At 50.1% G+C, this 18482-nt stretch carries 19 protein-coding genes; 9 read left to right on the forward strand and 10 right to left on the reverse strand.

The annotated features are described in order from the left end of the window. The first annotated feature begins 10 nt into the window (after positions 1-10). Positions 11-163: a hypothetical protein gene (locus E1189_RS16895; protein ID WP_155161757.1), complete on the forward strand. Its 153-nt coding sequence runs from the start codon at positions 11-13 to the stop codon at positions 161-163. Positions 164-337: 174 nt separating this feature from the next. Beyond that, a complete protein-coding gene (gene yjjX, locus E1189_RS16900) occupies positions 338-877 on the forward strand; it encodes an inosine/xanthosine triphosphatase (protein WP_155161759.1) in 540 nt (179 codons plus the stop codon). 113 nt (positions 878-990) lie between these two features. Here yjjX and sohB read toward each other — a convergent pair whose 3' ends face one another. Next, positions 991-2037 carry a protease SohB gene (sohB, locus tag E1189_RS16905; protein WP_155161761.1) on the reverse strand — a complete coding sequence of 349 codons (1047 nt, stop codon included), beginning with the start codon at positions 2035-2037 and terminating at the stop codon, positions 991-993. Between the two features lie 275 nt (positions 2038-2312). Between sohB and E1189_RS16910 the strand changes: the two genes are divergently transcribed. Further along, on the forward strand, positions 2313-2627 hold the full coding sequence (locus E1189_RS16910; protein WP_155161763.1) for an SCP2 sterol-binding domain-containing protein: 315 nt from the start codon (positions 2313-2315) through the stop codon (positions 2625-2627). 76 nt (positions 2628-2703) lie between these two features. Here E1189_RS16910 and nudC read toward each other — a convergent pair whose 3' ends face one another. The 5 genes from nudC to E1189_RS16935 all read right to left on the reverse strand — a co-directional run bounded on the left by nudC (position 2704) and on the right by E1189_RS16935 (position 7281). Continuing rightward, positions 2704-3384, reverse strand: coding sequence for an NAD(+) diphosphatase (gene nudC / locus E1189_RS16915; RefSeq protein WP_230460480.1), 681 nt, complete (start codon positions 3382-3384; stop codon positions 2704-2706). Between the two features lie 106 nt (positions 3385-3490). Continuing rightward, a complete protein-coding gene (locus E1189_RS16920; protein WP_155161768.1) occupies positions 3491-5194 on the reverse strand; it encodes a FimL-related protein in 1704 nt (567 codons plus the stop codon). Positions 5195-5314: 120 nt separating this feature from the next. Next, positions 5315-6040, reverse strand: coding sequence for a DNA polymerase III subunit epsilon (gene dnaQ / locus E1189_RS16925; RefSeq protein WP_155161770.1), 726 nt, complete (start codon positions 6038-6040; stop codon positions 5315-5317). A 12-nt stretch (positions 6041-6052) separates the two neighbouring features. Continuing rightward, positions 6053-6502 (reverse strand): ribonuclease HI, encoded by a 450-nt coding sequence (gene rnhA, locus E1189_RS16930; RefSeq protein ID WP_155161772.1) that lies wholly within the window; start codon positions 6500-6502, stop codon positions 6053-6055. Then, entirely contained in the window at positions 6499-7281 is a 783-nt protein-coding gene (locus E1189_RS16935) for a class I SAM-dependent methyltransferase (protein WP_155161775.1), read from the reverse strand. The genes rnhA and E1189_RS16935 overlap by 4 nt, the downstream gene beginning before the upstream one ends. A gap of 81 nt (positions 7282-7362) precedes the next feature. Between E1189_RS16935 and gloB the strand changes: the two genes are divergently transcribed. The 6 genes from gloB (at position 7363) to E1189_RS16965 (ending at position 15433) form a co-directional block, all read left to right on the forward strand. Then, on the forward strand, positions 7363-8142 hold the full coding sequence (gene gloB / locus E1189_RS16940; RefSeq protein WP_155161777.1) for a hydroxyacylglutathione hydrolase: 780 nt from the start codon (positions 7363-7365) through the stop codon (positions 8140-8142). A 39-nt stretch (positions 8143-8181) separates the two neighbouring features. Beyond that, a complete protein-coding gene (locus E1189_RS16945) occupies positions 8182-9813 on the forward strand; it encodes a LysM peptidoglycan-binding domain-containing protein (RefSeq protein ID WP_155161780.1) in 1632 nt (543 codons plus the stop codon). 134 nt (positions 9814-9947) lie between these two features. Then, positions 9948-11729 (forward strand): extracellular solute-binding protein, encoded by a 1782-nt coding sequence (locus tag E1189_RS16950; RefSeq protein ID WP_155161782.1) that lies wholly within the window; start codon positions 9948-9950, stop codon positions 11727-11729. Next, a complete protein-coding gene (locus tag E1189_RS16955) occupies positions 11729-12820 on the forward strand; it encodes a microcin C ABC transporter permease YejB (protein WP_155161839.1) in 1092 nt (363 codons plus the stop codon). Before E1189_RS16950 ends, E1189_RS16955 begins: the two co-directional genes overlap by 1 nt. Next, complete coding sequence (locus E1189_RS16960; RefSeq protein ID WP_155161784.1) at positions 12820-13863, forward strand: ABC transporter permease; 1044 nt, start codon at positions 12820-12822, stop codon at positions 13861-13863. Before E1189_RS16955 ends, E1189_RS16960 begins: the two co-directional genes overlap by 1 nt. Continuing rightward, a complete protein-coding gene (locus E1189_RS16965) occupies positions 13856-15433 on the forward strand; it encodes an ABC transporter ATP-binding protein (protein WP_155161787.1) in 1578 nt (525 codons plus the stop codon). Before E1189_RS16960 ends, E1189_RS16965 begins: the two co-directional genes overlap by 8 nt. A 176-nt stretch (positions 15434-15609) precedes the next feature. Here E1189_RS16965 and E1189_RS16970 read toward each other — a convergent pair whose 3' ends face one another. Genes E1189_RS16970 through tmk form a run of 4 tightly spaced genes read right to left on the reverse strand, consistent with a single transcriptional unit; the run spans position 15610 to position 18468 of the window. After that, positions 15610-16395 (reverse strand): TatD family hydrolase, encoded by a 786-nt coding sequence (locus E1189_RS16970; RefSeq protein ID WP_155161789.1) that lies wholly within the window; start codon positions 16393-16395, stop codon positions 15610-15612. A 16-nt stretch (positions 16396-16411) separates the two neighbouring features. Then, complete coding sequence (locus E1189_RS16975; RefSeq protein ID WP_155161791.1) at positions 16412-16762, reverse strand: PilZ domain-containing protein; 351 nt, start codon at positions 16760-16762, stop codon at positions 16412-16414. Positions 16763-16820: 58 nt separating this feature from the next. Next, entirely contained in the window at positions 16821-17813 is a 993-nt protein-coding gene (locus tag E1189_RS16980; protein WP_155161793.1) for a DNA polymerase III subunit delta', read from the reverse strand. Then, complete coding sequence (tmk, locus tag E1189_RS16985) at positions 17806-18468, reverse strand: dTMP kinase (RefSeq protein WP_155161795.1); 663 nt, start codon at positions 18466-18468, stop codon at positions 17806-17808. Before tmk ends, E1189_RS16980 begins: the two co-directional genes overlap by 8 nt. Positions 18469-18482: the final 14 nt, after the last annotated feature.

Here is an 18482-nt window from a genome sequence, read left to right on the forward strand (position 1 = left end):
AAGAAATCGAATGAGTGCGCTGCTATTGAGGCGGCTGAATGGCCTGTCGCTGAGTCACCTGCTGCGCCTGATCACATGCACCGGTACAACACTCGGCGCAACAGCCGCGGTGACCAGTATTCATGTTAATCATTACCGCTGTCAGTTCACTGACCAGCCTTGAGCGCATCATAAGAACAGATTCCTCATATCACCTTCCAAAACTCCAAAAGAGAAGCTCGAAAGGAAAAGATCCAAATAAGAGAGAAATATCTATAAAAGTGCAGATTATCATTATCGCCGGAACAGGTACAATTTACCGAGAAAATAACTGTTGATTTCCACAAAGGTACGCAACTTGTCTGTTCATATTTCCTCTGACCCACTAAAAATTATTGTTGCTTCCACCAATCCCGCAAAAATCAGCGCTGTAGAAAGTGCTTTTGCCGAAGTGTTTGGGCAATCGTTGGAAGTCAGCGGACTATCCGTACCCAGCGAGGTACCCGACCAGCCTCTATCCGATGAGAAAACTCGACTTGGCGCAATAAACAGGGTGAAGAACGCGCAAACGAAAAAACCAGACGCAGATTTTTGGGTAGGATTGGAAGCCGGCATTGAGGGCGAACACACATTTGCCTGGATGGTGATCAGCAACAGTGATCGGTCTGGCGAAGCACGCTCCGCTGCCCTGCCACTACCACCGGCAGTCTTACAGAGTGTTCAGAAAGGAAAAGAGCTGGGAGATGTGATGGACGAGCAGTTCCAAACTGTCAATATCAAACAGAGAGGTGGGGCAATCGGCTTACTGACCGGCGGCATTCTTTCTCGATCATCCGTGTACCACCAGGCACTGATACTGGCACTGATTCCGTTTATCAACGAAAAGCTGTTTGCCTGACTCTTCCTTACAGCACAAAACCAAAAAGCTCCGGCACACCTTTCAGCAGGCCGGAGTTTTTACTAACTGACGTTAATAAATAGTCACAATATCCTGAATCCCTATCATGATGATCAGCCAGGAAAGCGTGAAGACGCCAGTTTTTCCCAGAGGGCTTCCAGAGAACCTGTCATAGCTCCCTGTGCACCCAGCCCAATCTTCTTAGTCAAAGACTTTTTCTCGCTCCAGCTCACATGGTACACACCCATCTCACGGGCATAGCAATCCGTCAGATACGTATCGCTGGTCTTCAACTCATCCACCAACTGCTTACCAATGGCTTCAGAGCCGTACCAGATTTCACCTGTTGCAATCTGCTCGACATCTACCGCTGGGCGAGCTCGAAGAACAAAGTCCTTAAACAGCTTATGGGTGTTCTCCAGGTCGTCAATAAACTTCTCACGGCCCTTCTCAGTGTTCTCACCCATCACCGTCAGTGTGCGTTTAAATTCACCTGCAGTATGCAGCTCGACATCCACATCATGTTTTTTCAGTAAGCGGTTAATGTTAGGGATCTGGGCCATAACACCCACAGACCCGATAATAGCAAAAGGTGCCGCAATCACCTTATCCGCCAGACACGCCATCATATAACCACCACTGGCTGCCACTTTATCTACAGAGATAGTCAGCGGAATACCTTTGTCTCGGATACGCTGCAGCTGAGATGAGGCAAGGCCATAGGAGTGAACCATGCCGCCACCACTCTCCAGACGAACCATGATTTCATCTTCTTGCCGAGCCTGACCGAGAACAGCTGTCACCTCCTCACGCAGACGACTCACCGCAGAGGCACGAATATCCCCATGAAAATCCAGCACAAACACTCGAGGCCTGAGAGCTTCATCCTCTTTATTTTTGTCGGCTTTCTTTTTCGCTTTCGCCTGCTTCTTTTCTTCTTTGCGCTTTTTCTTCAGCGCATCACTATCCAGCAGGGAAGACTCAAGGGACTTCTGGGTATTCGCATACTCGTCGGACAGGTTACGCACCTTGATACGCCCGGACGCCTCCCCCTTCCCCTTACTCCCCGCAGCTGCTACACCCGCCACAATGGCAAGGATACCACCTACGATAATCACAACCTTGGTCAAAAACAGACCAATCTCCACCAAAAATTCCAATACCCGTCTCCCAATTCAAGTCAGAGGTCTGCTTTTATTCGCGCAATAGAGTAAACCAGAACAAGAGGGGAAATAAAAACTTTTGGGGAAGAAAGATAGAACCTTTCGGTTGACACCCATATAAGCGTCAAATACCCTGACGCAGTTCGTAATAATTCGTAACCGCGAACACTACCTGTAACCTGGTATAAGCCCAATAATGCGACAGCAATAATAATAAGCTGGCCAGTTGTTAAGTAGATTTTGTTGAGTTAATTCAGAAAGGGACATGACCAATGGCAAATCTCCTTGAAGTCTTCGACGACATGAAGGGCAAATTCAACTCTGATGCCGCTGCCGGCCTGGATCTGGTATTCCAGTTCGACATCGAAGACGGTGACACTTACCACTTGATCGTCAAGGATGGTGCCTGTGAAATCGTTGAAGGTGCAAACGATGATCCCAACGTAACCCTGATCATGGACAGCGCAACTCTGAGCGGTGTTATGAGTGGTGAAATGGACGGTATGCAAGCGTTCATGATGGGCAAACTGCGTGCTGAAGGTGACATGATGCTGGCTACCAAGCTGAGCGAACTGTTCCCTGCCTGATATCAGACTCTGCCTGAAGAAAGCTCCCGCCCGGGAGCTTTTCTACTAACTACCCAATGATCCGGGTACTTAATCCTCAGGGCTGAAAATTCTTACGATATTTATCAATCAGCTGCCAGGCAATGGTCTGAGGTGGCGGTAACGCTGGCAGATCTGCTAAAGGATACCACTGGGCATGGGCCAGCTCCTGCGTATCAATATTAATGTCACCACTTTTGTACCGAGCATGAAAACCCATCATCAAATTATGGGGCATCGGCCAGGGCTGACTGTGTTGGTAAACAATATTATCGACCTCAAGCCCTGTCTCTTCCATGATCTCCCGTGCTACAGCCTGTTCCAGTGTTTCACCGGGTTCCACAAAACCGGCTATCAACGAATGGAATCCCGGCGGGTGATTAAGCCCACGGGCCAAAAGCACATGGTCACCCCGATGGATAAGAGTGATCACACAGGGGCTGACTGTGGGATAACCCCTGTAGCTGCATTGACTGCAACTCCGGCCTCGATCATGGATATTATCAGTAATCACTAAATGAGCCTGGCAACGGGGGCAAAACTTGAAGTTCGCCCCCCAATTCATAAGGCTGGCAGCCTGATGAAAGAGAAAACCATGGGAACCATCATCCTGCAGTAGCGCACTGCGTACAGACATGCCTTCCGGAAAAGACGGCTGGGACACCACCTGCACAGCTTTCACTTGCAAGCCACCAATAGTGCCAAGGGTGAAGGTTTGTAAAACTTCAGACTTCGGCAATAAAGACGGCTCCCAAAGGAACCCTCCAGCCGGTGAGGGAAGCATAAGACGTTCAACAAAAACGAGCCATGCCTCAGGCAATAGCTCGTTAAAATGAGGGGAGAAATCAGGCTGCAGCAACGTTATATCCAAGTTCGAGCAAACTGGCCTCGGCCAGTTCCAGAGCCTGATCCCCATAAGCACCATCGGAAGAACCAGACTCTATAAAGTATTCCAGGCTGGACAACACATCAGCGAAGGTTTCCAGCACGCTGTTTGCAGGCCGCTCTTCATTTTGCAGTACTTTATCACGAATAAAGTCGGCACAGCACTGCATCAGCTGTGCGCCCCGTTCTTCACCGGAGAACTGCATCCCGCCACGAACGGCCTGCAGAATTTTAGGCAGGTTATCCAGATGGATTTTATCATAGCCCGATTCCAGATAAGCATTGATGGCTCGTTTAGTCAGCGTCAGGCCAGACATCGCCTCATCCAATACCACCAATCGCGCTTCACCCAGCTGCCCATCGAGTACCGACATTTTCGGTACCTTCTCTTCTGATACCGTCACAATAGCTGACAGCTGGCTTAGGGAACTCACCATAGCTTCCACATAAAGCACAGAGTCCGCCACCTCATGGAGTCGTTCCACAGAAGCTTCCTGCTCCTGCCAAAGTTGTACCTGAGCCTGCTGTTTTTGCAGAGTGCTCGCTGCTGAGTGCAATCCGACAACCCCCAGCGTTTTCGACAGTGTAGACATAGATGCCGCCAGTCCTGTGTAGTCCAGATCAGTACTGTTCGCACCACGCTCAGCCAGATCCAGCATGTCCTTGACCGCACTCAACTCATCGGTCAGTGCGTGAGAGAGCGACTCCAACACTTCCGAGGCAGGGCCAGCCATAGCATTGCGGGCCTCCTGCAAAGACTTTTCGCTAAACGGCAGTGGCAGGATAGAGAACTGCTCCAGTACTTGATTGGACTGTTGTCCGCAGCTACCTGACACGGCAATCAGATAAAGCATCTCTTTAAGAAACTGGTCCGCAACTTCAAGACTTTCCAGCCCTGCTGGCAGCTGCAACTTGCGCAATAGTTGATCCACACGACTAAAGAGGATGCGGCGGGGCCGGGTCAGCTCCATCTCCATATCCACGAATGCCTCAAGGCAGGCAGACACCACAGTGCAGAAACGGGAAAAGGGAAGATGACTGTGTAGTGCAGAAAGATGGGAGCAGGATCGCTGCATTAAGCGCATTCCTGCATAGGGGCGCTTATGGCTCAACATACCCAGCAGCCCCACCTGATACATTTGACGCAACCGGCGGGTGGTATATCGGCTGCGCTCAGGGTCAGTACACAGCGGTTTACCGGCCATATCCACCTGGGATTCATTGCCAATAGCATGACTGGGAGTCATGGAAAAAAACTGGCTCTCAGGTAAAACAGCTACACCACGCTGTTTTCTCATGTGGTTGATGGCAGGCAACAATATTTCTGGCAGTTCATCATTGCGGGTAAGTATAAAATCGATGTAACGCTGAAAGATGAAAAGCCCTTTACCGAGAGTTTCCAGATTATCGTCAGTATTATCCTGCCCACCATTGCCCTGTTGAATGTTGTGACAAAGGTGCACCAGCTCGTTCACCAGCAGCTCTGCACCACTGAGCTCCATCATCTGGACAACGCCGTAAACCTGGTCAATTTCGCGGGACGCTTCCTGCAACAGTGCAGTTTTGTTTCGATCTTCCGAGAAGGTTCCCAACCGATGAACGATAGATTCCACTGTGCTGTCAAGCTCTTCTCGAAGTGGCGACAGGGATAATACACCAGCCATCGTTAACACTCCCTTTTTATAGGCTTATATGAGGCCAGCCATACCACTCCCCCAAACTGACACTCAGAGTTTCCCAACTATATCAGCAGCCCTTCAGGCGATACACCCTCAGGTACCCAATCAGTGATATTCTTCAGGAAATGTGGTTTTCCAGAGGCAGCTCCCAGCCTTTTTCTCAAGTACATCCAGTTTCTTCTGATGGGCCACCCACTCATCTTCAGAAGGGTTTATCACTTTTAAGGGAGGGCGATCAGCAGATAAACGGCGTATGCCCGATGCGCCACTCTCACCACCGCCCGTCAGGTTCCCCAGGGACAGGGAGGTCTGACCGCCAGTCATAATCAGGTATACATCTGCCAGAATTTCGGAGTCAAGCAATGCACCGTGGAGTGTGCGACTGGAGTTATCTACACCATAACGTTTACACAGAGCATCCAGGCTATTGCGCTGGCCGGGGTGTTTTTTTCGGGCCAGTGCCAAGCTGTCTGTGATTTTGCAGTAACTTTCGATATTCCCGGGAGGATTCGTCAGCATGCGGAATTCATGGTTAATAAAACCCACGTCAAAGGGTGCATTATGGATCACCAGTTCTGCACCATTTACAAAATTCAGGAAGTCCTGGGCGATCTGGGAAAAGACAGGTTTGTCCTGCAGGAATTCATTGGTGATACCGTGCACTTCTATCGCACTGGCTTCCACTTCCCGCTGCGGGTTGATGTAAACATGGTAATGATTGCCCGTTAGTTTACGGTTCACCAGCTCCACACAACCAATTTCAATCACACGGTGACCCAAAGAGGGTTCCAGGCCGGTGGTTTCTGTATCCAGTACAATGATTCGGGACATATTTTCAACTCATTACTTTGATGAACCGGCAGCTTCTTTTGAACCCTTGCGGGCCAGCTCATCTGCCATCTCATTATCCGGATGACCGCTATGACCCTTCACCCAGTGCCAATCCACGTCGTGTTTAGCTGCTTCTGCTTCCAGACGTTTCCAGAGGTCTACGTTTTTTACCGGCTTTTTGCTGGCAGTCATCCAGTTCTTACGTTTCCAACCTGCCATCCACTCGGTAATACCCTTACGAACGTACTGGGAGTCTGTCGTCAGTTTCACCTTACAGGGCCGGGTCAGCAGTGCCAGCGCTTCAATAGCTGCCATTAGCTCCATGCGATTGTTGGTAGTTTCTCTCTCTCCACCGTAAATGTGCTTTTCTTTGGTACCGTATCGCAGAACCGCTCCCCAGCCACCGGGGCCGGGATTGCCGCTGCAGGCGCCATCGGTGAAAATCTCAACCACTGTACTCAACGTTTATCCTTCATCAAATTACCAGCTGTGTAAGCTGTGCTACCTAAAAGGCCATTGCGAGTGTTGCGCCACCGGCGATCATAGGGGATCAGGCCGGAACGTTCCTTCACGGCAACCAGCACATAAAAACTTCCCAGCCCCAGAGGGCTGTCGGCAATAAAGTCTTCTACTCTGCGCCGTTTTGCGGGAGAAAAGCGTGTGGTGAGTGGAAAGAGTCCACCACCATAGTGTACATGGCAAGTGCGAAAATTCAGCAGGGTCAGCCAATCCTTTATGCGCCTGGGATGGTAAAATTTTGCCCGCCGAATGGCGCGATCCTGCCCTAAACCCAGCATACGTACCGGGTTCCAAAGACTGCGAGGATTAAAACCTACAACAACTAAACGCCCTCCCGGCAAAATCGCCCGACAGGACTCCCGCAGCATCCGGTGGGGCCGCTCGGCAAACTCCAGTGCATGATGCAGCAGAACCACGTCCATACTCCGGGGTTGAATAGGCCAGTCGGTCACAGACAGCCGCACCATCCTTTCAACCGGACGTTCATCCAGCGGCGAGAGAAAAGTTTTGTGTACAATCGGGGTTTCGTCCAGTAAAGACGCATCAGGCAGTATACCTAATGTGCAGGCATGGTGTCCGAACATTCTTGGCAATAACGTGCCGAGCAGCCGCTGCTCGGTTTCCAGTAGAAACTGGCCACGCTCAGAAGTAAACCATTCCCTTACAGCGGGTAAGGCTTCAGCGAATGTACAGTATTCCGGGTTGTTCTTTCTTACAAACATTCAGTATCCATGACTATTGGCATGAAACAACTTAACCAGTACGATCACATATCGTTCACTATTATCAAACCAGGCTGAAATATGCTTTCTATCCGTGGCCTGCAGGCATTTAATGACAACTATATCTGGATGTTGGCTGACTCCGAAAGTCGTACATGCTATGTTGTCGATCCTGGTGATGCCAGTGTTGTAGAAGCAGCCTGTCGGCAAACAGGTTATACCCTCGCAGGCATTCTGATAACTCACCACCATGCAGACCATACCGGTGGCCTTCGCCAGCTGGCAAGTGCAGCTGCAAAAGAACTGGTCATTTATGGTCCCGCATCTGAATCCATTCCTGGTATTACCCACCCCCTTTCTGAGGGTGATACCTTTACGATCGCCGAACAAACCTTCACGGTGATCGATACTCCCGGCCATACCTCCGGGGGGATCAGCTACTTCGCTCAGCTTGCACAGCCTGTGCTGTTCAGTGGTGATACTTTGTTTGCAGGTGGATGCGGTCGTCTGCTTGAGGGCACTCCTGCCCAGATGCTTAAATCTCTCAACAAACTGACCGCTTTACCATCGGAAACTCTGGTTTACTGTGCCCATGAATATACCCAGAGCAACCTTGCCTTTGCTCTGGCCGTGGAGCCTGATAACAGTGCGCTGAAACAGCGTGTCAGTGACGTACAGCAGTTACGTGAACAAGGGCAGGCAACTGTCCCCTCCACTCTGGATACAGAGCTGAGAACCAATCCATTTCTTCGTGCTTCCATCCCTGATGTTCAAGAGGCAGCCAGCCGTCACAGTGGGCGCACCCCAACTTCTGCAGAAGACACCTTCGCAATTATCCGTCAGTGGAAGGATAACTTTTAAGGTATGTCTTACACTGTTAATAAAAACTCACGGATCCCAATGTACGATAAGACGCCCACTCAGGACGCTTGTTCCAAAGGCCTGTTCGGCCACTCTCTCAAACTGCTGACACCTGTGGCTTTTGCAGTTGCCCTTAGCGGTTGTCAGTCTTTGAGTCATGTTCACACTGTAGAGGGGGGGCAACAGACTACTGCTGACACCAGCCTTATCAGTGATACCCAGAGTGCTGACCCGGCTGCAGTTGCCAATTCTGAAGAAGTCGCTCCCGTTGTTGTTCCAGACCTTCCCCCTGAAGATCTGGTGACAGTGATTCGGGAAGGACTGAATCTGGACCTTGATGCCGATAATCCGCGCATCCGTGCAGAGCTGCGCTGGTACAGCCGACACCAATCCTATTTTAATCGCGTGCTCAAACGCTCAGAACCTTATCTCTACTACATCGTCAGCGAAGCCCAGCGGCGGAATATTCCCATGGAAATTGCTTTGCTGCCAGTTATAGAAAGCGCCTTTGATCCATTCGCTTACTCTTTCGCCCGCGCCTCTGGCCTCTGGCAGTTTATGCCTGCAACGGGTCGTCACTACGGGCTTGAACAGAACTGGTGGTACGATGGCCGCCGTGATGTTGTTGCTGCAACCGACGCTGCCTATACCTATCTGGAAGAGTTAAACAAACAGTTTAACGACTGGGAGCTGGCACTGGCCGCTTATAACTCCGGCCGTGGCACTGTGGCAAATGCCATCAAGCGCAACCGCAAAAAAGGCAAGCCAACTGATTTCTGGTCCCTCTCTCTGCCCCGGGAAACCTCCGCATATGTGCCCAAGCTGCTGGCTATCAGTAAGATTGTTCGTAATCCTGAAAAATACAACATCAAGCTGAACACTGTGCCTAACGAGCCTTACTTCAAACAGGTGAATATTGGTCAGCAAATTGATCTTGCCCGCGCGGCCTCTTTGGCTGAGATGAAATTGGATGATCTTTACCGTCTGAATCCAGCCTTTAACCGCTGGGCCACCAATCCAGACGGCCCGCATACGCTACTGATTCCCATTGAAAAGGCCGACTCATTCAAAGAATCTCTGGATGCTCTTCCTCCTGAGCAGCGACTCAAGTGGCAGCGTTACACCATCAGCTCCGGTGACAGTCTGATCCTCATTGCCAAACGTTTCAGCACCTCTGTAGATTTGATCCGCGACATCAACCAGATTTCCGGTTCCCGTATTGTGGCAGGCAAGACTCTGCTGATTCCTGTTCCCTCTAAAGATAGCGACAACTACAGTCTGACTGCAGAACAGCGTCGTCTGGCCAAAGCCAGCCGTCCGGTTAAGGGCCACAACAAAATTGATTATGTGGTGAAAAGCGGCGATAGCTTCTGGGATATTGCCCGAGAGTATGATGTAACCGTTTCCAAACTCACGTCCTGGAACAGCATGACACCACGGGACACTCTGCGCATTGGTCAGAAGCTGGTGATCTGGACCACCGCTGCTAAGCAAAGCAGCCAGGGAGTAGTACGAAAATTAACCTACCGTGTACGCAGTGGCGATAACCTATCTGTGATCGCCTACCGATATGGCGTGAAAGTCAGTGATATCCGTAACTGGAACAACACTCTCGGCAAGTATCTCCAGCCTGGTGATACCCTGACTCTGTTTGTTGATGTAACGCGCTGATCACTCAAACAAAAAAACGACAAGGGGAGCCAAACGCTCCCCTTTCTTTTATCTAAAACAGAAACACCTGAGAACACACAGTTTCAGACTATAGTTTCAAGCAGGACACAGAAAATAATCAGGCCTGCTTAAACATGTCGCTTCGCTTTATCGCTGTCGTTTTTTTATGGACGCTTGCTCACTTCCTGCAGGCTGAAGGTGATAATTCGGTTACCTTCAGTCATGCAATTTCTCTTTATGGCACGCCTCAATATGGCGCGGACATGAAGCACTTTGATTTTGTCAACCCCGACGCTCCAAAAGGTGGCACACTGAATGTCGCACAGATCGGCAGTTTCGACACATTTAATGCCTACGGCCCTAACGGCAAAGTACCTTTCGGTTTGACCTATACCAATGAAACACTGATGATGCGCGGGTGGGATGAACCATTAAGTAAGTACGGTGCAGTAGCTGAAAAAGTCGAAAGCCCCGAGGATAACAGCTGGGTTGCCTTTCACATCAACCCCAAAGCTCACTTCCACGATGGCAAAGCGATAACGGCGGACGATGTGGTATTCAGTTTCACAACTATTACCGAAAAAGGCAGCCTGTTCTGGCGCCAGTTTTATCAGGATGTCGACACGGTCGAAGCCACTTCCCCCCAGCGCGTACTGTTCACATTTAAACACAACCAAAACCGGGAGCTACCCCTGCTTCTCGGCCAGCTTCCTGTTCTTGCCAGCCACTGGTGGCAAAATCGGGATTTCAGTGAAACCACACTGGATATCCCTATAGGCAGCGGGCCTTACAAAATCCATCGTTTTCAACCCGGTCGGTTTGTGGAATACAAACGCGACCCCAATTACTGGGCCAAAGACATCCCCACAAATATTGGCCGCTACAACTTCGACATTGTTCGCTACGACTTCTTTCGGGATAACCATATCACTGTTGAAGCGATAAACAGCGGTCAGCTGAACTGGCAACTGGAAAGTGACCCACGCTTCTGGGAAAAAGGCTACAGCCAACGTGCTCTTGATAAAGGAAAGCTTGTCAAAAGCACTTGGGTGAACCACAACCCGCAAACCGACTCCCTTGTTTTTAACACACGCAAACCTTTGTTCAGCGATGTCCGGGTACGAGAAGCCATTGCCACCCTCTTCGATATTGACTGGGTGCTCTCAAACCTGTTGAACAACACGTCTGAACGGGCAACCAGCCTGTTTGCTGGTTCTGAGCTGGCTGCTGCAGGGTTACCCAACTCAGAGGAACTTGCCCTTCTTACCCCTTTGAAAGATCACCTGCCCCAACGGGTCTTTACCCATCAATGGCCACCGTTTACGGGGATGAAAAAGAGAGAGAAGTTAAAGCATGCCCTCAACCTTTTCCAGCAGGCAGGCTTCCTATTAGTGAACGGCAAAATAATGCAGGCAGATGGTCAACCCGTTATCGTAGAAATGCTGCTGGGTGATCCCAGCCTTGAACGTCTTATGCAAGGGCAAGTACAACGGCTTGCAGAAGCGGGTATTGAGATGCGTCTGCGTACTGTAGAAAGCGCACGTTACCTCAAACATATTCGCGAACTGGATTTCGATATCATCCTGCACAGTTTTCGACATACTCCTTCACCGGGTCAGGAACAAATGAGTTTCTGGGGCAGTGAAGGCAGCGACCAGCCCGGAACTCTGAATTTTGCAGGTGTGAACAATCCTGCTATAGACAATTTGGTACACAGAATACCATCAGCCAAAACATGGCCAGAACTGGTCACTCTGGTTCATGCTCTGGATCGCAGCCTGCTCTGGGACTTCAAGGTTGTGCCCCTGTTCTACAACTCCAGCTGGCGAGTCATTCATAGCAGCAACATCAAACACCCTGAAAGATTGCCAAAATTCAGTCTGGAAAGAGCCACCTGGTGGGCAGAACCTCACTGATGGCTACTTATCTCCTTCGTCGTTTATTACTGCTGGTGCCAACTCTGTTTGGCATTCTTTTGCTGAATTTCATCATTGTTCAGGCCGCCCCCGGTGGGCCTGTGGAACAAATGATTGCCCAGCTGGAGGGATTTGATACCAATGTAACCCGTCGCATATCTGGCGATAACTCTGCCGCCAACCAGTTGAACGCACTTGAGCTGAATGAAGGCCAGAGCAGCCGAGGGGTTTCTCCGGAAATTATCAAACAGATAGAAAAGCAGTATGGCTTTGACCGCCCGCCCCATGAGCGTTTTCTGAAAATGTTAAAAAACTATATCACCATGGATCTGGGACAAAGCTTTTATCGCACCATTGATGTAACAGATCTGATTCTCGAAAAAATGCCCGTATCCCTCTCCCTCGGACTGTGGAGTACCCTGCTGGTTTATCTGATCTCCATACCACTGGGTATTCGCAAAGCTCTTAAACAAGGCAGCACCTTTGATGCCTGGACGAGCCTGGTGATTACAACAGGTTATGCGATTCCGGGTTTCCTGTTTGCAATGCTACTGGTGGTCCTGTTTGCTGGTGGTTCCTACTGGCAGGTTTTCCCCCTAAGGGGGCTGGTATCCGACAACTTTGAAGAGCTGGGCTGGTTTGAGCAGATCAAGGACTATGCCTGGCATATGGTCTTGCCCATTACTGCTTTGGTGGTGGGAAATTTCGCCACTCTCACACTCCTTACCCGCAATGCCTTTCTTGAGGAAATTCGCAAACAGTATGTCGTTACGGCCCGCTCTAAAGGGTTAACTGAACAGCAGATATTATTTCGGCACATTTTTCGTAATGCCATGCTGCTAGTGATTTCCGGGGTACCAGCCGCACTGTTAAGTATTTTGTTCACCAACAGTCTGCTGATTGAAATTATTTTCTCACTGGATGGTCTCGGCTTGCTGGGATTTGAAGCTGTGATTCAGCGGGATTATCCGGTGGTGTTCGGAACACTCTATATTTTCACCCTGCTGGGACTTTTGATAAAGCTGCTTAGTGACTTGACCTACGTTGCTATTGATCCTCGTATTCACTTTGAATCGAGGACAACTCTGTGATGGCAGCGATTAAAAAACTCTGCGATTTGAGCCCGCTTAATCGAAGACGCTGGAACGTGTTCCGCTCTCACCGCCGCAGCATCATTTCTCTGAAAGTCTTTGGTGTGCTGTTTTTCGTCAGTCTGTTTGCAGATGTCATTGCCAACCATAAGCCGCTGCTCATTGCCTATAACAGTCAGCTCTATTTCCCATTCATTAAGACCTATACAGAAACAAACTTTGGGGGCGAGCTGGAACTGGAACCCGACTGGCAGGATAACTATATCTACCAACGCATACAAGAAGCCGACGGAATGGTGATCACAGCCCCCATACCGTTTAGTTACAGCTCAGTCAATTACAACAAATCCGGTCCCTCCCCCCCTTCTCTGGAAAATTTACTGGGGACTGACGATCAAGGCCGGGATGTACTGGCCCGAGTTCTTTATGGTTTACGCACATCCATTCTATTTGGCCTGTTGCTTACGCTGGGAAGCTCGCTGATTGGTGTCACAGCAGGCGCGATTCAGGGTTATTACGGAGGCACTGTAGATTTAGCAGGGCAGCGTTTTCTGGAGGTATGGTCTGGTCTGCCGGTTTTGTACTTACTGATTATTTTATCGGGATTAATCAATACCGGCTTCTGGGCATTACTGACCATCCTGTTACTGTTTTCCTGGATGCCATTGGTTGATTTGGTACGGGCAGAATTTCTGAAAGCCAAGAACTATGAATATGTTCTGGCCGCACGGGCTATGGGGGTTCCACCTTCTCGAGTGATTGTCCGACACGTTCTCCCGAATGCGCTTGTCTCCACCGTGACCTATTTACCATTTATCCTTTGCGGTGCAATTACCACCCTGGCCTCATTGGACTTTCTTGGCTTTGGTCTGCCTTCCGGCTCCCCTTCACTGGGAGAGTTAATTGCTCAAGGTAAACATAATCTGCAAGCACCGTGGCTGGGCATAACAGCGTTCACTGTCACATCATCACTTCTGATCCTTCTGGTTTTTGTAGGTGAAGGTGTGAGAGATGCATTAGACCCGAGGGTGGTTCATGGCTGATACTCCTTTACTCACCATGCAAGACGTCACCATCTCATTGAAGGACAAGGTCTTAGTCAATCGTCTGAGTCTTTCTATCAACCTTGGAGAAACAGTCGCTCTGGTGGGAGATTCTGGTGCTGGAAAATCCCTGACGGCATACAGCATCCCCGGCCTTCTTCCTGAGGATATGGTGGTGACCGGCCAAATTCACTATGAAGACCAGAGCTTGCTCTCCCTGCCCCCTGAACAAATGAAACGTATCCGTGGGAAGCAGATTGGCATGATCTTTCAAGAGCCTATGACATCGCTCAATCCACTTCATAAGGTGGGCAGACAGGTAGAAGAGAATCTACTGATCCACCAGAGCATGACAAAAAAAGAAGCCCTCAAAAAAACCATTGCGCTGTTCCGTGATGTGGAATTGCCTCAGCCGGAAGAACTAGTGAACCGTTTGCCCCATCAACTCTCCGGCGGACAACGACAGCGGGTGATGATTGCCATGGCTATCGCTAACAAGCCCAGGCTATTAATTGCCGACGAGCCCACAACGGCACTGGATGTGACGGTTGAGCAACAAGTTCTTCAGCTGATACAAAGATTGCAGCGTAAATATCAGATGGCAGTTCTGTTTATCACCCATGACTTAGGTATTGTAAAACGCTATTGTGACAAGGTTTGCGTGATGGCTGACGGGGCAATCATCGAGCAGGCGCCAACAAACCTGATTTTTTCTGCACCAAAACATCAGGTAACTCGAGAACTGATTAACAGCAGACCATCAGGCTCTCCCTACCCTCCGGCACAAAATCAGACTATGACATTACACTTGAGCAGCCTGTTTGCCTGGTATCGCAGCCAGAAAACATGGTTTAAAGCACACCAGAGGCAAATGATTGTTAAGGACATTACGCTGTCCATAAAAGCCGGGGAAACATTGGGGGTTGTTGGTGAAAGCGGCAGCGGCAAAACATCACTGGGGCTTGCTATTCTCAAGATGCTGAACTCGGAAGGTGAGATTTATGTGAAGGAGCGGGCTGTTCACACCCTGAACGAAAAAGCCTTCCGCCCTATTCGCAAAGATATTCAATTAGTATTTCAAGACCCTTTTGGCAGTTTAAACCCTCGCATGACTATCAGTGACATTCTGGAAGAGGGTTTGATGATTCACACGATATTAAACGCGGATGAGCGCCTGACGCGGATGCAGCAAACCCTTGGGGAAGTGGGTTTTGAGTCGAATGTTCTTAACCGCTATCCCCATGAGTTTTCCGGCGGTCAACGCCAGCGCATCGCTCTTGCCAGAGCCATCGTACTGCGCCCCGCTCTGGTGATTTTGGATGAACCGACCTCCTCTCTGGATCGCCGATTGCAGTTACAGCTGATTGACTTGCTCCGTGAATTACAAAGAAAATACGGCTTGTCTTATATTTTTATCAGTCATGATCTCTCTGTTGTTCGTGCCATGAGCCACCGCATTGCCGTTTTGAAGGATGGCGAGATAGTGGAACGGGGAGACACAGAAACAATCCTGAACTCCCCACAACATAGTTACACTCAAGCCCTGTTTAACGCTGCGCTCTCGGAATAACAGGCTCTAACGAGCCTCCTCCTGACAGTTCCCCCTGCTTTCTATATTTCAATACGTAGTCGATGCAGGTTTCATCTATTCGTATAGATATATGATTGTATAATATATCTATAAGAATCAGGCCAGGCGAAGAGTCTGCGCAAGATGTTACGAAAGGATAGTTAAAGCAGCTAGGGTCAGGACTGGGTGAGAGAGGCCTTATTAAACAGACGGAAGAAGTTGTCAGTTGTCGCTTGCGCCAGCTCTTCTACAGAAACCCCTTTTAACTCAGCAAGGTAACGAGCTACATCTGCTACATATTTGGGTTCGTTGGATTTGCCACGATGGGGAACCGGCGCCAGATAAGGGGCATCGGTTTCAATCAGAAGACGATCCAGAGGCACTTTTTTAGCCACATCGCGCAGAGCGTCGGCATTGCGAAAGGTGACGATACCAGAAAGTGAGATATAGAAATTCATATCCATGGCAGCCTTTGCCATATCCCAGTTTTCCGTAAAGCAGTGCAGAACACCCGCAGATTCTTGAGAAGCATGGGCATGCATAAGGTCCAGAGTGTCCCGCCGCGCATCGCGGGTATGAATAATCACCGGCAACTGGCTTTGAGCAGCTACCTGCAGCTGAGTGACAAATCGCTGCTGCATCTTCTCTTTTTCATCTTTGGCATAGTAGTAGTCCAGCCCGGTTTCACCAATAGCTACCACCTTATCGTGCTTTGTGCACTCAAGAAGTTCTTCGGCTGTGGCCTCGCGGGACTTGCCTTCCAGCGGGTGTACCCCTACGGAGGCCCAGACATTATTCTGCTGAGCCAGCTTCAAAACAGCGGGGAAGTTCTCCATATCGATACAAACGCAAAGGATTCCATTCACCCCTGCTTCATTGGCAGCGGCAATGGCTGCCCTTATATCTCCGTTATAGGGAGCAAGATCCAGTCGATCGAGATGACAGTGGGAGTCTACAAACATGAAGATTCTAAATAGCTTACATTGTACTGGTCGGGCGCTCGGAACTGATTGTGCCGGCCAGATAAGTTTCGATTTTTCCACGAACCAGATCATCTGAGTCCGTGAACTGAATACCAATACCCTGTTTGAAGTTACCATGAGCACCTTTGGGGGTCACCCAGGCTACCCGGCCGGCCACAGGCAGTTTGCCCGGCTCATCCATCAAGGTCAGGCGAAGGAACACTTCATCCCCGACTTTGTAGGTTTTTTTTGTTGGAATAAATAGCCCTCCCCCCTTCAGAAAAGGCATATAGGACGAATAAAGTACAGCTTCATCTTGAATGACCACAGAAAAAATATTAGCTTTCGCACCGCCCAGCCCTGCCATAAAGACTCCCCCGTTATTCTTCTCAATCGTCGTTCTTAAAAACTGTCTTATTTACATTCTATACGGTTAACGCGAGCCAGCGACCCAGAACCGCTTCAATCAGCAGTTGTTTATTCAAAGTCACCTGAGATTGCACAATGGCCCGTTGCTCTAGAAGCCATTGCAGTGTATTCAGCAGCCTGCGGCTACCCGCACGATCACCGATATACCGGAACATTTTCGCCATATCATCTGTTTCCAGATACTTATTCTGCCCCGTAGTGGAGTAGCGGATCATCTCCTGCACCCACAGACACAGCCATTCCAGCACAATAACCTGATCATAAGCCTGCCAGTTCAGTGCCAACTCCGCCGGTGTCAGCTTGCCTCGGCTAAGACCTGCCAGGCCGGATTTCATAGCCTCTCGCTGTTCAAGCAGGCCTTCCTGCTCATAGCGCAAAGCCGTGGAAGGCTCACCAGCCGCAAGTTGTAGTAGGATTCTGGCTTTCTCATCTTCCGGCACATGTTTCTTCAGCCAGAGTAAGGCATCTTCCGTGGAAGGGCGTGAGAACAGTACCTGCTGACAACGGCTGCGAATTGTAGGCAGCAGGCTGCTTACCTGCTGGCTGACCAATAGCATCAAGGTATCACGGCCGGGTTCTTCCAGACACTTCAGCAGTGCGTTAGCTGAGCTGATGTTCATGGCTTCAGCCGGACACAGAACGACAACACGAAAACCACCCTGTTGTGGGGTTTTCTCGGTAAACTCAATCATGGCGCGCACCTGTGCCACCTTGATCTGCTTGCCCCGCTCTTCAGGCTCAATGAGCAGAAGGTCGGGGTGAGTTCTCGCCTTATTCAACTGACAGTTCCGGCAACGTCCACAGGCCATGCCGGACGTTTTCTCCTGACACAGTACATACTGGGCAAAAGCCAGTGCAAACTCCCGTTTGCCAACGCCAGACTGCCCACGCAGTAACAAAGCATGGGGAAGCTGGTTATCCGCAAGGCGCTGGGACAACTGTTGCCAGTTACCCCCGTGCCAGGTCATAGGCTGATGCAGATCAGCCATGATTGACTCGCTTGCCAAGTACTTCGGCTATGGCCACCTGTACGTTCTCGATAGACTGGGATGCATCCACAATCTCAAACCGCTGGGGTTCGTCGTCAGCGCGGGCCAGGTAGCCCTGACGCACACGCACGAAGAAATCTGTTTTTTCCTGTTCGATACGATCCAGCTCACCACGACCCGATGCCCGGGCCATACCCACTTCCACTGGCAGGTCCAGCAGCAATGTCATATCCGGGCGAAGCTCACCCTGAACAAGAGACTCCAATGTAGAAAGAGCCTTAAGGCTCAAACCACGCCCCGCTCCCTGATAGGCAAAGCTGGCATCGGTAAACCGGTCAGACAGCACCAGCTTGCCAGCCGCCAAAGCTGGTTTAATCACAGACTCGATATGCTGGGCACGGGCTGCGAACATCAGCAGCAGCTCGGTCATATCCGCAACTTTCTCATCACCAGGTGCCAACAGCAATTCGCGGATACGCTCCGCGAACGGTGTGCCACCGGGTTCACGGGTCTGGATAAAGTCGATATTCCTCTCTTTCAGCCAGGTAGAAATAAATTCAATGCTGGTTGTTTTTCCCGCACCTTCCCCACCTTCAACTGTGAGGAAAAATCCGGGGTAATCAGCATTTGCGCTGTTATGTCCCAAGTCAGACATATCTCTTCCTGTCT

Origin of the sequence: Parendozoicomonas verongulae (assembly GCF_009711465.1) — a bacterium.
Lineage (GTDB): Bacteria > Pseudomonadota > Gammaproteobacteria > Pseudomonadales > Endozoicomonadaceae > Sansalvadorimonas > Sansalvadorimonas verongulae.

Bases quoted from the DNA above. Each gene is read 5' to 3' on its own strand.
- E1189_RS16975 (WP_155161791.1), bottom strand. From the start codon at position 16,762: ATGGCAGGGCTGGGCGGTGCGAAAGCTAATATTTTTTCTGTGGTCATT.
- E1189_RS16935 (WP_155161775.1), bottom strand. From the start codon at position 7,281: ATGTTTGTAAGAAAGAACAACCCGGAATACTGTACATTCGCTGAAGCC.
- E1189_RS16910 (WP_155161763.1), top strand. From the start codon at position 2,313: ATGGCAAATCTCCTTGAAGTCTTCGACGACATGAAGGGCAAATTCAAC.
- E1189_RS16950 (WP_155161782.1), top strand. From the start codon at position 9,948: ATGTCGCTTCGCTTTATCGCTGTCGTTTTTTTATGGACGCTTGCTCAC.
- E1189_RS16965 (WP_155161787.1), top strand. From the start codon at position 13,856: ATGGCTGATACTCCTTTACTCACCATGCAAGACGTCACCATCTCATTG.
- E1189_RS16945 (WP_155161780.1), top strand. From the start codon at position 8,182: ATGTACGATAAGACGCCCACTCAGGACGCTTGTTCCAAAGGCCTGTTC.
- gloB (WP_155161777.1), top strand. From the start codon at position 7,363: ATGCTTTCTATCCGTGGCCTGCAGGCATTTAATGACAACTATATCTGG.
- E1189_RS16970 (WP_155161789.1), bottom strand. From the start codon at position 16,395: ATGTTTGTAGACTCCCACTGTCATCTCGATCGACTGGATCTTGCTCCC.
- E1189_RS16920 (WP_155161768.1), bottom strand. From the start codon at position 5,194: ATGGCTGGTGTATTATCCCTGTCGCCACTTCGAGAAGAGCTTGACAGC.
- tmk (WP_155161795.1), bottom strand. From the start codon at position 18,468: ATGTCTGACTTGGGACATAACAGCGCAAATGCTGATTACCCCGGATTT.
- E1189_RS16960 (WP_155161784.1), top strand. From the start codon at position 12,820: ATGGCAGCGATTAAAAAACTCTGCGATTTGAGCCCGCTTAATCGAAGA.
- E1189_RS16895 (WP_155161757.1), top strand. From the start codon at position 11: ATGAGTGCGCTGCTATTGAGGCGGCTGAATGGCCTGTCGCTGAGTCAC.
- dnaQ (WP_155161770.1), bottom strand. From the start codon at position 6,040: ATGTCCCGAATCATTGTACTGGATACAGAAACCACCGGCCTGGAACCC.
- E1189_RS16955 (WP_155161839.1), top strand. From the start codon at position 11,729: ATGGCTACTTATCTCCTTCGTCGTTTATTACTGCTGGTGCCAACTCTG.
- E1189_RS16980 (WP_155161793.1), bottom strand. From the start codon at position 17,813: ATGGCTGATCTGCATCAGCCTATGACCTGGCACGGGGGTAACTGGCAA.